We start from the raw sequence: 11,237 nt of genomic DNA, 5'->3' as shown, positions 1-11,237 counted from the left end.
CGGTGCCGACCTGGCGGTGACCACCTATGCGCTGCTGATCCGCGACCTGGAGCGCCTGCGCGAACACGACTTCGGCCTGCTGGTGCTCGACGAGGCCCAGGCGATCAAGAACGCCGCCAGCCAGACCGCCCGTGCAGTGCGTGAGCTCAACGTCGGACGCGCCATCGCCATGACCGGCACGCCCCTGGAGAACCATCTGGGTGAGCTCTGGGCCCAGCTCGATGCCGTGGCGCCGGGGGCGCTGGGGAGCCAGCAGTGGTTCGGCCAGCGCTTCCGCACTCCCATCGAGAAGGAGGGCGATGTCGCGCTGCGCCAGCGCCTCTCCCGGCGTATCGCGCCGCTGATGCTGCGCCGGACCAAGCAGCAGGTGCTGGCCGAGCTGCCGGAGAAGACCGAAGCCCGTCGCGACGTTACCCTGAGTGGTGCCCAGCGCGAGCTCTACGAGAGCCTGCGCCTGGCCCAGCATCAGCGGGTACAGCAGGCGGTGGCCGAGCGTGGCCTGGCTGGCTCGGGCATCGTCATGCTCGATGCGCTGCTCAAGCTGCGCCAGGTGTGCTGCGACCCGCGGCTGGTCAAGCTGGAGAGCGCGCGCCACACGAAGAGCTCGGCCAAGCTCGAGCAACTGCGTGAGCTGGTACCGCCGCTGGTCGAGGAGGGCCGGCGCATCCTGATCTTCTCCCAGTTCACCGAGATGCTGGCGCTGATCGGTCAGGCCCTGGAGAAGGATGACATTCCCTTTACCACCCTCACCGGTGACACCCCGGGCAGGACCCGTACCCAGCGGGTCGCGCTGTTCCAGCAGGGCGATATTCCGGTATTCCTGATCAGCCTCAAGGCCGGCGGCACCGGGCTCAACCTCACCGCCGCGGATACCGTGATCCACTACGATCCCTGGTGGAACCCGGCGGTAGAAGCCCAGGCCACCGGCCGCGCCCACCGCATGGGCCAGCAGAACCCGGTGTTCGTCTACAAGCTGGTATGCGCCGGCACCGTGGAGGAGCGCATCCTCGACCTGCAGGCTCGCAAGGCCGATCTCGCCGCCTCGATCCTCGAGGGCGGCGCCGAGCACACAAGCGACGGCCCGCTGTTCGACGAGGAGGACCTGGCGTTGCTTTTCGCGCCGGTGGCGTAGCCAAGTTCAACAACGGCAAGGCCGCCCAGAAGAGCCAGGCAGAATCTGCCGGCCAGGACCGCGAAGCCGACTAGAATGTATAGGCATGGTCCGCCCACTGGGAGGCGGCCAAACTTCCTGTGCTTCAGGGTCCTGTAGGAAAGGGGGGAATACGACATGTCCGCTTATCTTGTCTTCAACTATCGGATCAATGATCGGGAAGCGTACGATCCCTACCTTGCGGCTGTGCCGAGCATCCTGGAAGCCCATGGCGCAGAGATTCTCGCGGCAGATTTCGAGAGTGAAGCCGTGGAAGGTGATGCCGGGCATGTGACGGTGGTGCTGCGGTTTCCTTCGAAGGAAGCGGCGAAGGGATGGTATGACTCACCCGAGTACCAGGAGATCATCGGGTTGCGCGTGGATAACTGCGATGGCCTGGCCGTCCTGGCAAACGGGGTCGGAAGCTGAATCGCGAGCGTAGCCTCGCTGCCCCGAGGGGTGACAGCACGCGCAACCTGCAGCATCGTGCCATGGCCGCCGGGACTGTGCCCTCTTTCGCTACGGCCAGGGCCCCGCCTGGCAAGGGCGACCCAGGCGGGCCCCTGGCCGTAGCGATTGACGAAAGGCCCCGAGTCGGTCAACTGGCTCGGGGCCTGGTGCATTCTGGACTGGCCGATAATCACATGCGCAAGGGACGGCACCCGACTGCTGCCGATGAGACGCAATGGCTCAGGACGATGGACCTGTGCGTCGAGTAGGCCGGGTAGCCGACGCGGCGCCATCGTCACGCTGCCGACTGGTGTTTCGATCCGGTCACACCGCCCGCGATGGGCTAGGGTATATTCTTGAGAGCAGGCCGAAGGTTGGCCTTAAAACAAAGAAAAATCAGAAGGTTGTGTCATCTACTTCGAGGGCGGTCAAGATGCTCGAGAGCGTGTTTGCCCAGATCGGGGTGGTCCTCGGTCTCGCCGTGCTGGGAGGCGCACTGGCGCAGTTGCTGCGCCAGCCGCTGATCGTCGCCTTCATTGGCGTGGGCATCCTGCTCGGTCCCTCGGGGTTGAGCCTGGTGGAGCAGCGCACCGAGATCGAGCTGTTCGCCCGGCTCGGCATTGCCCTGCTGCTGTTCGTGGTGGGGCTGAAGCTCGACCTGCACATCATTCGGACCGTGGGGCCGGTGGCGCTCGCCTCCGGCCTGGGCCAGGTGGTGTTCACCTCGGCGATGGGTTATCTCATCGCGCTGTGGCTCGGCATGCCACCGGTGACGGCCCTCTACGTGGCCGTGGCCCTGACCTTCTCCAGCACCATCATCATCGTCAAGCTGCTGTCCGACAAGCGGGAGGTGGACTCCCTGCACGGGCGCATCGCGGTCGGGTTCCTGATCGTCCAGGACATCGTAGTGGTGCTGGTGATGATCGGCCTGACCGCATACGGCCAGGCCGGCGGCGACGTCAACATGGCCTGGGAGGCCATGAGGGTGCTGTTGACGGGCGCCGCCATGTTGGCGGGGCTGGCCCTGCTGATGCGCTACGTCCTGCCGAGACTGCTGCATCGGCTGGCTCACTCCTCGGAGCTGCTGATGCTCTTTGCCATCGCCTGGGCGGTCATTGGCGCCCTGGGCGGCGAAGCCCTCGGCTTCAGCAAGGAGGTCGGCGCCTTCCTCGCCGGGGTGTCCATCGCCTCCACCCCCTACCGCGAGCAGGTGGCCTCGCGCCTGGTGAGCCTTCGCGATTTCCTGCTGCTGTTCTTCTTCATCGAGCTGGGGGCGACCCTGGAGCTCGGCATGCTGGGGGCACAGCTCGGGGCCTCGCTGATCCTTTCGCTCTTTGTCCTGATCGGCAACCCGCTGATCGTCATGGCCATCATGGGCTACATGGGCTATCGCAAGCGCACTGGTTTCCTCGCCGGCCTCACGGTGGCCCAGATCAGCGAGTTCTCCCTGATCCTGGCGGCCATGGGCCTGGCCCTGGGCCATCTGCAGGAGGAGACGGTGGGGCTGGTCACCCTCGTTGGCCTGATCACCATCAGCGTCTCCACCTACATGATCCTCTACTCGCATGTCCTCTATGAGCGCCTGGCGCCCCGCCTCTCGTTCTTCGAGCGTCGGGTGCCGCACCGGGAACTCGACGCCCCGGAGAATGCCAACAATGAGGTGGACGTCCTGCTGATCGGGCTGGGTCGCTACGGCGCGGCCCTGGCGGCAGACCTCAGGCAGCGGGGCTGTCGTCTCCTGGCGGTGGATTTCGATCCCACCACCGTCCAGCGGCATGTCCGCGACCGATACCGGGTGTGCTACGGGGACGCCGAAGATCCGGAGTTCCTGGCCACCCTGCCGTTGCAGCAGGCATGCTGGGTCGTCAGCACCCTCCGGGACCCCGCCATCAACCGCACGCTGTTGCATGGCCTTCGTCAGCAGGGGTTCCCGGGGAAGGTGGCGATCGCCGTCTCCCAGCCTCGGGATGCCCGACGGTTCGAGCAGGAGGGGGTGGACCTGGTGCTGGTGCCTTACGCAGACGCCGCGAGGGAGGCCGCCATCCGGGTGATGGCGCCCCAGGCGTCGGTCGAATCCCGTGGAGGGGAAAACGCATGAAACGCTTCCGGAATATCCTCTATGTCGTCGAGCCGTCCATCTCCCAGGAGGCCGGGCTCGCCCGGGCGGTGTCGTTGGCGGAGAACAACCAGGCGATGCTGACCCTCATCGATGTCATCCCCGAGGAGATGCTGGACCTCTCCCTGGTGCCTCGTGGACCATCAGCCGTCGAGTTCAGGGAGGCGGTGATGGACGAGCGCCGGACTTGGATCGAGTCGCTGATCGTCCCCCATGCCGATCGGGTCGCCTGCCATATCGAGGTGCTGACCGGGATCACCTTCATCGAGGTCATCCAGGCGGTGCTGCGGGATGACCATGATCTCGTGATCAAGACGGCGGAAAACCCGGAGTGGAGCCGGCTGCTGTTCGGCAGCGATGACATGCACCTGATGCGCAAGTGCCCTTGTCCGGTCTGGCTGATGAAGCCGGGGGAGAAGCCCGACTACCGCTGCATCGTCGCGGCCGTCGCTATCGACGCCCATCATGCCGTGCCGGATGAGCAGGTCCTCAACGACCGCATCCTCGACCTTGCCGTTTCGCTGGCCCTGTCGGACTTCGCCGAGCTGCATCTCGTGCATGCCTGGGATGCGCCGGACGCCGGTTTCGTGGGCATCTGGGCCAACGATCCCGACACGACGGAGCGACACATCGTCGAGATGGAACAGTCCCGGCACCAGGTCGGCATGGACAGGCTGACCCATCGACTTCGCGAGCGCGTCGGTTCGGAAGCCTATGACTTCCTCTCTCCCCGGGTCCACCTGACGATGGGGAAGGCGCGCAAGCAGATTCCCCAGCTGGTCGAGAAGCTGGAGGCAGACCTGGTCGTGATGGGCACGGTGGCGCGAACCGGCATCCCCGGTTTCATCATCGGCAACACCGCCGAAGCGGTGCTCCATCAACTGCAGTGTTCGGTGCTGGCGCTTAAGCCGCCGGGGTTCGTCTCGCCGGTCACCCTGAAGTGATCCTGGTCCCGGGGCGACCCATGGTCGATTGCCGTGACGCCCTCGACCGCCGGCCGCCCGTGAAGGCGTGTGCCGCCGGTGCCGCTCATCGGCGCAGGTTGTCGATGCGCGGAATGCGGCACAGGCGCAGCAGGCCATTACGACAGGCCTTGAGCCAAGGGTAGAGGCGGGCGGCGCGCCGGGGGCTGGCGAAGAGGCGATACATCAGCCGGTTGAACACGCCGCTTCGCGTGCCGAGCAGGGTGAGCCGATGCAGGGCCTCGCTGCCGTGATACCAGCGATCGCCGACCTGCAGGGCGAAGCCCTGGTCCAGGTCGATACCACGGGCGCTGAGCTCGCGGCGTGCCTCGCTGGCCTGGCGCCCGTCGATCAGCTCGAGCTCGCCGACGTCGCGGCGAATGCGCTGCCAGCGCACATAGCGCCGACACATCGGGCAGTCGCCATCGTAGACCAGTCGTAGCCGGCGGGGGACCTCGTCGGGCACCTGGAAATCGTTCGATCGTGACAAAGCGTGCTTCCTCCGCGCTGGTGCCCGTCCAGCCTACGCCCGCCCTGCACGCCGGGAAACCACCGATGCGTGGCCTGTGGGTGGCTAATGCGGCCGCGGTTCCCAGGAATAATCGGCTCGCCGCGCTCACTTCCCGCCACTAACATGGGCCTGGCCGCCAAGTCTTTCCTTCAGGGGAGCCAACGATGCCAGTGATCGGGATGCCTCGCCATTCAGTAGCTTTCGGGCTGTTAACGATCGTCCTCGCTTGCGTGCTCGCTACCCCCCGAGCTTCGCCGATGACCTGGAATTGCAGAGTCTCAGCCTGCGTGCCCGACTCTCGGAGCAGACCCTGCTGGGGGATGAGGCGCCGGAGGATTTCAAGGAGTACGACCTGTCGGCCAATGTCGCGCTGCCCTGGGAGAGCTACTCCACGTCGGGCTGGGGGATGGGCACCCGGTTGATGGCGAGTGCCGGCGTGTTGCGGGGAGTGGGGGAAAACGCGCTCGTCGTGTCGGTCATCCCGGAGTTGACGCTCGGGAGCCAGGATGGGCGCTTCCTCCTGGACCTGGGCGCGGGTGGCGCCCTGTTCAGTCGGCATCGCTTCGGCACGCAGGATTATGGTGGGCCCTTCCAGTTCGCCCTGACCCTGGGCATCGGGGGGCCGCTATATCGACAGCTGGGGGTCGGCTATCGGTTCCTGCACTATTCCGATGCCGGTGTGAATGGGCCTGACACGACCGGGGCGGATTTCCACATGATCGAGTTCCGCTACCGGTATTGAACATCGTCGGCGTGGCGCCTGGCCGCGTCGCCCACGCAGGCGGCAGGCACCCGCTTACTGGCCTGCGCCGCCATCGGCATGCCGTTCCCCGCCAACCTCAGGGCCTCGGGACCGAGTGGGGCATTGCCCCTGGTGCGCTCGGATTGGCGATTTTTTGATCATTCGCCCAAGACGAAGACCGGGAAAAGCTGGATAATGGCGGGTTGCGCTTACGCCCCCCTGAATCGACACCCGGTGCTTTGTCCATGGAAATCAAGGTCAACTATCTCGACAACCTCCGGCTGGAGGCCAAGTTCGACGACTTCACGGTCATCTCCGACCAGCCCATCCGCTACAAGGGGGATGGCTCGGCGCCGGGGCCGTTCGACTACTTCCTGGCCTCCTCGGCGATGTGCGCGGCCTACTTCGTCAAGGTCTACTGCAACGCGCGGGACATCCCCACCGAGAACATCCGGCTGTCGCAGAACAACATCGTCGACCCGGAGAACCGCTACAACCAGATCTTCAAGATCCAGGTGGAGCTGCCGGCGGATCTTTCCGACAAGGATCGCCAGGGCATCCTGCGCTCCATCGACCGCTGCACGGTGAAGAAGGTGGTGCAGACCGGGCCCGAGTTCCAGGTCGAGGCGGTGGACAACATCGACGAGGACGCCCAGGCCCTGCTGCTGGGCAAGGCGACCGGCGACGCGAATGACGAGGAAGGGACCTGGATCGAGGGCAAGGACCTGCCGCTGGAGCAGACCATCGCCAACATGACCGCGATCCTGGCCGACCTGGGCATGAAGATCGAGATCGCCTCCTGGCGCAACATCGTGCCCCACGTCTGGTCGCTGCACATCCGCGACGCCGCCTCGCCGATGTGCTTCACCAACGGCAAGGGCGCCACCAAGGAGAGCGCGCTCTGCTCGGCGCTGGGCGAGTTCATCGAGCGGCTGAGCTGCAACTTCTTCTACAACGACCAGTTCTTCGGCGAGCGGGTCGCGGGCAGCGCCTTCGTCCACTACCCGAACGAGGAGTGGTTCCAGCCCGGCGCCGACGATGCCCTGCCGGCGGGCATCCTCGACGAGTACTGCCGGGCGATCTACGACCCGGAGGGGGAGCTTCGCGGCTCGAACCTGATCGATACCAACTCCGGCCAGGAGGCGCGCGGTATCGTCTCGCTGCCCTTCGTGCGCCACTCGGACGGCGAGGTGGTCTACTTCCCCTCCAACCTGATCGAGAACCTCTACCTCAGCAACGGCATGAGCGCCGGCAACACCCTGCACGAGGCGCAGGTGCAGTGCCTCTCGGAGATCTTCGAGCGGGCGGTGAAGAAGCAGATCATCGAGGAGGAGCTGGCGCTGCCGGACGTGCCCCGGGAGGTGCTGGCGCGCTACCCGGCCATCGTCGAGGGCATCGAGGCGCTGGAGGCCCAGGGCTTCCCGGTGCTGGTCAAGGATGCCTCGCTGGGCGGGCAGTTCCCGGTGATGTGCGTCACCCTGATGAACCCCAAGACCGGCGGCGTCTTCGCCTCCTTCGGCGCCCACCCGAGCTTCGAGGTGGCGCTGGAGCGCAGCCTCACCGAGCTGCTCCAGGGCCGCAGCTTCGAGGGCCTCAACGACTTCCCGCCGCCCACCTTCAATTCGCTGGCCGTCACCGAGCCCAACAACTTCGTCGAGCACTTCATCGACTCCTCGGGGCTGGTCTCCTGGCGCTTCTTCAGCGCCCGTTCGGACGTCGACTTCGTCGACTGGGACTTCTCGGGCAGCGGTTCCAACAGTACGGCCCAGGAGGCCGCGACCCTGTTCGGCATCCTCGAGGAGCTGGGCCTCGAGTCTTACATGGCCGTCCATGAGGACCTGGGCGCGCCGGTGTGCCGCATCCTGGTGCCCGGCTTCTCCGAGGTCTACCCGGTGGAGGACCTCATCTGGGACAACACCAACAAGGCGCTGCTGTTCCGCGAGGATATCCTGCACCTGCACGAGCTGAGCGACGCCCAGCTGGGCGATCTGCTCGAGCGCCTGGAGGAGAGCCAGATCGACGACCACCAGGACATCATCACCCTGATCGGCATCGAGTTCGACGAGAACACCGAGTGGGGCCAGCTCACGATCCTCGAGCTCAAGCTTTTGATCAACCTGGCGCTGGGCCAGCACGAGGAGGCGCTGGAGCGGGTCGACATCTTCCTGCAGTACAACGACAACACCGTGGCGCGTAACCTCTTCTATCGCGCGGTGAGTGCGGTACTGGAGGTCCTCCTCGATGATGAACTGGAGCTGGACGACTTCCTGTACAACTTCCGGCGCATGTTCGGCGAGGCGACCCTGGAGGCCGTGGTGGGCTCGGTGAACGGCAGTGTGCGCTTCCACGGCCTGACCCCGACCAGCATGGCGCTGGAGGGGCTGGAGAAGCACCAGCGCCTGATCGAGAGCTACCAGAAGCTGCATGCCCACCGCGCGGCCCGGGCCGGGGTGGCCGTGGCGAAGGCGTAGCCCGCCGCCGGCACCTTGCGATGCCCCGCTTGACGAAGCCCCCGCGCCGGTTGCCTGACGCGGGGGCTCTGCGTTGGCGACAAGCAATCCCGACACGCCGTTGTGGCCGGTGTCACAAGGAGAGCACATGCACTTGGCGCGATTGAGCAGTACGGCATTCGTGATGCTGGCGGCCCTGTTCTGGGGGCTGTCCGGCGGGATCGGCAGCATGCTCATGGCCGACGGCTGGGACCCGCTCGTCGTCTCGTTCTACCGCGGCGCGATTGGCCTCTTGTTCGTGCTCGCCTGGCTGGCGCTGCGCCCGGCCGGCAGCGGCCTGGCCGATCCCCGGCTATGGGGCTGGTCGCTGATGGCCGGGCTGGGCGTGGCCGGCAACTTCACCTTCTACTTCGTGAGCATCTCCCAGGGCAGCGTCGCGGTGGCGGCGACGCTGATGTACTGCGCCCCGGTGTTCGTCTTTCTCGTCTCCTTCGCCCTCAGGCTCGAACGCCCCACGCCGCTCAAGTGGGCCGCCATCGCCATGGTGATGCTGGGGATCGTGCTGCTGACGCGCATCTACGACATCCAGCCGGGCGGGGTGACCCCCATCGGCGTCATCGCCGGGCTGCTCGCCGGGCTCTCCTACGCGCTCTTCATCTTCGGCTTCAAGTACGCCGCCCCCCACGGCAGCCCCCAGGCCACGCTCGTCATCGCCTTCGCGCTACTCTCGCTCATCCTCTTCCCGCTGGGCGATACCGGCCAGACGCTCACGGCATTGGGCACTTCGAGCTGGCCGCTTTTCGTCACCCTGGGCGTGCTGGGCGCCGGGGTGTCGTTCATCCTCTATGTCGTCGGGCTCAATTATACGGCCCCGGCGGTGGCCGCCATCGTGGCCATGGTCGAGCCGGTCACCGCCTCGCTGTTTGGCGTCGTGGTGCTCGATGAGCGCCTGGTCGGGCTCGAGCTGGTCGGCATGGGCCTGATCCTGCTCACGGTGACGGCGTTGAGTGTCTCCTCGAGCTCGCGGTAAGCCCCTCTCGCCCAGCGCACGGATGACGGGTAGGGTGCCGATGGACGGCTTCCCGACCCATCACCATGCCGCCTTGCAACGAGCCGAGATCAAGCTGCCGGCACTGCTGGTGGACGAGGAGGACCGCATGCTGCCGCCACTGCTCTCCCGTCTGATCCAGGAGGGGTTGGTTTGATGCCAGCCTCGGCATCACGCTGGGCGTGTGTTTCCTCTTTGGCACGCTCTGGGCCTTCCGACGCAACCGCAAGGCCACGCCGACGCCGATCGGCGATGCGATCCGACAGCTGGAGGGGGATAAGTAGCCCGGCGCGGTCATCGTGAAAGGCGCGTCATCAGCGCAGCGCCGCGTCATGCCGCTCGCGGCTGTCGGCGGGGGCCTGGTAGCGGTCGTGCATCCCGTAGTCGCGGATCGCACCGGCCATGTACCGGTGTGCTCAGTTCCACCAAACGAGCCCGCCTTCCGATAACTTCCAGTAAGGCGTTCGTCTTGACGTACGTACTTGAAGGCGTACAGTTGGTAAGTAGTGAACATGCGAGAGGTGCGTCATGAACGGCATTACAGCAACCGAGGCGCGCAGCAACCTGTATCGGTTGATAGATGAAACGGCCGAGTCCCATCAGCCAATCGTCATCATGGGTAAGCGGAACAAGGCCGTTCTGGTATCCGAAGAAGACTGGTCGGCGATTCAGGAGACACTCTACCTGCTCTCGGTACCGGGTATGCGGGAGTCGATCCGTGAGGGAATGGAAACCCCCGTGGATGAGTGTGATGAGGAGCTGGACTGGTGACATGGACGTTTGTCTACACCAGACAGGCACAGAAGGACGCCAGGAAACTGGCGTCCAGCGGTCTCAAGCCGAAAGCCCAGGAGTTGCTGGCCCTGCTGGCAGAAGACCCTTACCGCAAGCCGCCCCCGTTCGAGAAACTCATCGGTGACCTCGCCGGGGCCTATTCGCGTCGCATCAATATCCAGCATCGCCTGGTCTACCAGGTGCTTGAGGACGAGCGAGTGGTGAAGGTCCTCAGGCTCTGGAGCCACTACGAGTAATTCATGACGGACCGGTGGCCTGGATGATTCCGGCGCCGCCCCTCTTCCCCTGATGGCTCAGCGCGACGCCGGGTCGTGCCGTTCGCGGCTGTCTGCCGGGGCCTGCTCGCGGTCGTGCATGCCGTAGTCGCGTAGCACCCCGGCCACGCGCAGGCGGTAGTCGGCGAAGACCGTCTCGCGGCCCTTGGCCTGGGCGGCGCGATGGCGCTCTACCCGGCGCCATTCGGCGATGGCCTCCTCGTCGCGCCAGAAGGAGAGCGAGAGCAGCTTGCCCGGCTGGACCAGGCTCTCGAAGCGCTCGATGGAGATGAAGCCATCGATCTCCTCCAGCAGCGGGCGCAGGCCGGCGGCGATGTCGAGATAGTGGTCGCGCTGGTCGGGGTGGGGCACGACTTCGAAGATGACGGCGATCATGGCGGCTCCTGGTGAACGAACGCACATCGCGCCAGGTCACGCGAAGGCGGCGATACCGACGCGGCCCCTGGCGGGCACTCCCTCTGAACCTAACCCCACCTGCCCCCCGAGTCACTCACCCGGCTCGGGGGCCTGGCGTTTGGGTGCTGCCATGAGCGGGCTCGCGCCGGGGGCATCCGGCGGCGGTCAGAGCGTGCGCCAGGGGATCGGCGGGGGCGCCTGCAGGGTCTCCTTCACCGCCCGCAGGGCCTGGATCAGCGCCTCCCGCGAGCGGGCCCCGCCCAGGCAGAGCCGCACCGCCTGGGGCGCCGGCTCGCTGCCCACGCAGAAGGGCTCCGGGCCGGTCAGGCGCACGCCGCGCTC

At 66.1% G+C, this 11,237-nt stretch carries 12 protein-coding genes; 10 read left to right on the top strand and 2 right to left on the bottom strand.

Going from position 1 to position 11,237, the window contains the following annotated elements; all coding sequences use genetic code 11:
- The 4 genes from SCI24_RS18785 to SCI24_RS18770 form a co-directional block, all read left to right on the top strand.
- Positions 1–1,132: DEAD/DEAH box helicase (locus SCI24_RS18785; protein ID WP_318726828.1), on the top strand; the 1,132-nt coding region annotated here is incomplete at its 5' end.
- Positions 1,133–1,288: 156 nt separating this feature from the next.
- Positions 1,289–1,579 carry a DUF1330 domain-containing protein gene (locus tag SCI24_RS18780; protein WP_318726827.1) on the top strand — a complete coding sequence of 97 codons (291 nt, stop codon included), beginning with the start codon at positions 1,289–1,291 and terminating at the stop codon, positions 1,577–1,579.
- 454 nt (positions 1,580–2,033) lie between these two features.
- The gene (locus SCI24_RS18775; RefSeq protein ID WP_318726826.1) at positions 2,034–3,698 is read left to right on the top strand and encodes a cation:proton antiporter family protein; all 1,665 of its coding nucleotides are present in this window, start codon (positions 2,034–2,036) and stop codon (positions 3,696–3,698) included.
- Positions 3,695–4,660: a universal stress protein gene (locus SCI24_RS18770; RefSeq protein WP_318726825.1), complete on the top strand. Its 966-nt coding sequence runs from the start codon at positions 3,695–3,697 to the stop codon at positions 4,658–4,660. Before SCI24_RS18775 ends, SCI24_RS18770 begins: the two co-directional genes overlap by 4 nt.
- An 85-nt stretch (positions 4,661–4,745) precedes the next feature.
- Here SCI24_RS18770 and SCI24_RS18765 read toward each other — a convergent pair whose 3' ends face one another.
- On the bottom strand, positions 4,746–5,168 hold the full coding sequence (locus tag SCI24_RS18765; RefSeq protein ID WP_318726824.1) for a DCC1-like thiol-disulfide oxidoreductase family protein: 423 nt from the start codon (positions 5,166–5,168) through the stop codon (positions 4,746–4,748).
- 247 nt (positions 5,169–5,415) lie between these two features.
- Here SCI24_RS18765 and SCI24_RS18760 point away from each other — a divergent pair, with 247 nt between their 5' ends.
- The 6 genes from SCI24_RS18760 (at position 5,416) to SCI24_RS18735 (ending at position 10,460) form a co-directional block, all read left to right on the top strand.
- Complete coding sequence (locus tag SCI24_RS18760) at positions 5,416–5,931, top strand: acyloxyacyl hydrolase (protein ID WP_318726823.1); 516 nt, start codon at positions 5,416–5,418, stop codon at positions 5,929–5,931.
- A gap of 245 nt (positions 5,932–6,176) precedes the next feature.
- Positions 6,177–8,402: an OsmC domain/YcaO domain-containing protein gene (locus SCI24_RS18755; RefSeq protein ID WP_318726822.1), complete on the top strand. Its 2,226-nt coding sequence runs from the start codon at positions 6,177–6,179 to the stop codon at positions 8,400–8,402.
- Positions 8,403–8,529: 127 nt separating this feature from the next.
- Positions 8,530–9,411: a DMT family transporter gene (locus tag SCI24_RS18750; RefSeq protein ID WP_318726821.1), complete on the top strand. Its 882-nt coding sequence runs from the start codon at positions 8,530–8,532 to the stop codon at positions 9,409–9,411.
- Between the two features lie 40 nt (positions 9,412–9,451).
- A complete protein-coding gene (locus tag SCI24_RS18745; protein ID WP_318726820.1) occupies positions 9,452–9,586 on the top strand; it encodes a hypothetical protein in 135 nt (44 codons plus the stop codon).
- A gap of 371 nt (positions 9,587–9,957) precedes the next feature.
- On the top strand, positions 9,958–10,200 hold the full coding sequence (locus tag SCI24_RS18740; protein WP_318726819.1) for a type II toxin-antitoxin system Phd/YefM family antitoxin: 243 nt from the start codon (positions 9,958–9,960) through the stop codon (positions 10,198–10,200).
- Positions 10,197–10,460: a Txe/YoeB family addiction module toxin gene (locus tag SCI24_RS18735; protein WP_318726818.1), complete on the top strand. Its 264-nt coding sequence runs from the start codon at positions 10,197–10,199 to the stop codon at positions 10,458–10,460. The genes SCI24_RS18740 and SCI24_RS18735 overlap by 4 nt, the downstream gene beginning before the upstream one ends.
- A 57-nt stretch (positions 10,461–10,517) precedes the next feature.
- Here SCI24_RS18735 and SCI24_RS18730 read toward each other — a convergent pair whose 3' ends face one another.
- Positions 10,518–10,874 carry an antibiotic biosynthesis monooxygenase gene (locus SCI24_RS18730; RefSeq protein WP_318726817.1) on the bottom strand — a complete coding sequence of 119 codons (357 nt, stop codon included), beginning with the start codon at positions 10,872–10,874 and terminating at the stop codon, positions 10,518–10,520.
- Positions 10,875–11,237: the final 363 nt, after the last annotated feature.

Source organism: Halomonas sp., assembly GCF_033549285.1.
In the GTDB taxonomy this organism is placed as follows: Bacteria; Pseudomonadota; Gammaproteobacteria; order Pseudomonadales; family Halomonadaceae; genus Halomonas.
Note: the sequence above shows the minus strand (reverse complement) of the source record. Positions and strands in the feature narration are given on the sequence as shown.